The organism is Paraburkholderia sp. J67 (assembly GCF_905220265.1).
GTDB lineage: Bacteria > Pseudomonadota > Gammaproteobacteria > Burkholderiales > Burkholderiaceae > Paraburkholderia.
This window is the reverse complement of sequence record NZ_CAJMZK010000071.1, coordinates 1-1,573: the sequence shown is the minus strand read 5'-3', so window position 1 is coordinate 1,573 and position 1,573 is coordinate 1. Positions and strand designations below refer to the sequence as shown.

Annotated in this window: 2 protein-coding genes and 1 pseudogene; all 3 read left to right on the top strand. The window is 59.4% G+C overall.

All coding sequences use genetic code 11. The annotated features are described in order from the left end of the window. A pseudogene (locus U5782_RS41175) lies at window positions 1–196 on the top strand (branched-chain amino acid ABC transporter permease); the annotation flags it as partial. 18 nt (window positions 197–214) lie between these two features. Further along, the gene (locus tag U5782_RS41170) at window positions 215–1,384 is read left to right on the top strand and encodes an ABC transporter permease subunit (protein WP_322049609.1); all 1,170 of its coding nucleotides are present in this window, start codon (window positions 215–217) and stop codon (window positions 1,382–1,384) included. 12 nt (window positions 1,385–1,396) lie between these two features. Further along, on the top strand, window positions 1,397–1,573 hold a 177-nt coding region (locus U5782_RS41165; protein WP_322049610.1), incomplete at its 3' end, for an ATP-binding cassette domain-containing protein.

Here is a 1,573-nt window from a genome sequence, read left to right as displayed (position 1 = left end):
TAACCTGGGCGGTGCGATGGTCGGCGGCGTGGTGCTCGGTCTTATCGAGCAATTGGGCGCGGGCTACATCGGCAATCTGACCGGTGGGGTGTTTGGCAGTAACTATCAGGACGTCTTTGCATTCGTCGTGCTGATCGTCGTGCTCGTGTTCCGTCCGTCGGGGCTGCTGGGCGAACGTGTTGCGGACCGCGCATAAATAAAGAGACCCCACAAGATGAATACCATTGAACGTATCGAAGCATCAACCGGGCTCGCATCGGGAAATAGCCTGGCCAGAAAGCGTGCAATCAGCCTTGTCTTCGCGCTGTTTGTCGTCGCGGCTCCGATGGTGATCGGCGCTGCGGGCGGCGACTACTGGGTTCGCGTGCTCGACTTTGCAATGCTTTACGTGATGCTCGCGCTTGGGCTGAATATCGTGGTCGGCTTCACGGGGCTGCTCGATCTGGGCTATATCGCCTTCTATGCTGTGGGCGCGTATACAGCGGCGCTTCTGACGTCGCCGCATTTGACGACGCAGTTCCAGTGGATCGCCAGCCTCCTGCCCGGTGGCATGCATACGCCGTACTGGGTTGTGATTCCGGTCGCCATGACTCTCGCGGCCATCTTCGGAGTGCTGCTCGGCGCGCCTACGCTTCGTTTGCGTGGCGACTACCTGGCGATCGTGACGCTCGGTTTCGGGGAAATTGTTCGCATCTTCATGAACAACCTCGATCATCCGCTGAACCTCACGAATGGTCCGCAGGGGATTACTGGAGTCGCGCCGCTTTCAGTCGGCGGATTGAATCTTTCGCAAACGCATACGTTCTTCGGTTTTTCTTTCACATCAGTCTATCTGTACTACTACGCGTTTCTTGCCTGTGCACTGCTCGTGATCTGGGTGTGTACGCGTTTGCAGCACTCGCGCATCGGCCGCGCCTGGGCCGCGATCCGCGAAGACGAGATCGCCGCCAAGGCAATGGGCATCAACACGCGCGACGTCAAGCTTCTTGCGTTTGCCATGGGTGCGTCGTTCGGTGGGCTGTCGGGCGCCATGTTTGGTTCGTTTCAGGGCTTCGTCTCGCCGGAATCGTTCACGCTGATGGAGTCGGTCGTCGTGCTTGCGTGCGTCGTGCTCGGCGGCATGGGGCATATCCCAGGCGTGATCCTTGGCGCGGTGATGCTCGCGATCGTTCCAGAAGTGCTGCGCTCGACGATGGGGCCTCTTCAGAATTTCCTGTTCGGTCACATCGTTGTCGATACCGATGTGATTCGCCAGTTGCTCTACGCCCTCGCGATGGTCGTCATCATGCTGTATCGCTCGGAGGGTCTCTGGCCTGCGGCGAAGCACGAAGACAAGATCGCGAAGATCGCCAAGCGCAGCGGCAAGAAGCCGGTGCGCGCTTAAGAGGCCACACATATGAGCAACAAGTCAATTCGCCTGTCCGTCAATGGCGTGAACAAGCGCTTCGGCGGCCTGCAAGCGCTGTCCGACGTGGGCCTGAAGATCGAGGAAGGCACTATCTACGGCCTGATCGGCCCGAACGGCGCCGGCAAGACCACGTTCTTCAACGTGATCACGGGCCTCTACACGCCG

Excerpts from the sequence above, each read along its gene's own strand:
- U5782_RS41170 (WP_322049609.1), top strand. The coding sequence starts at position 215 with ATGAATACCATTGAACGTATCGAAGCATCAACCGGGCTCGCATCGGGA.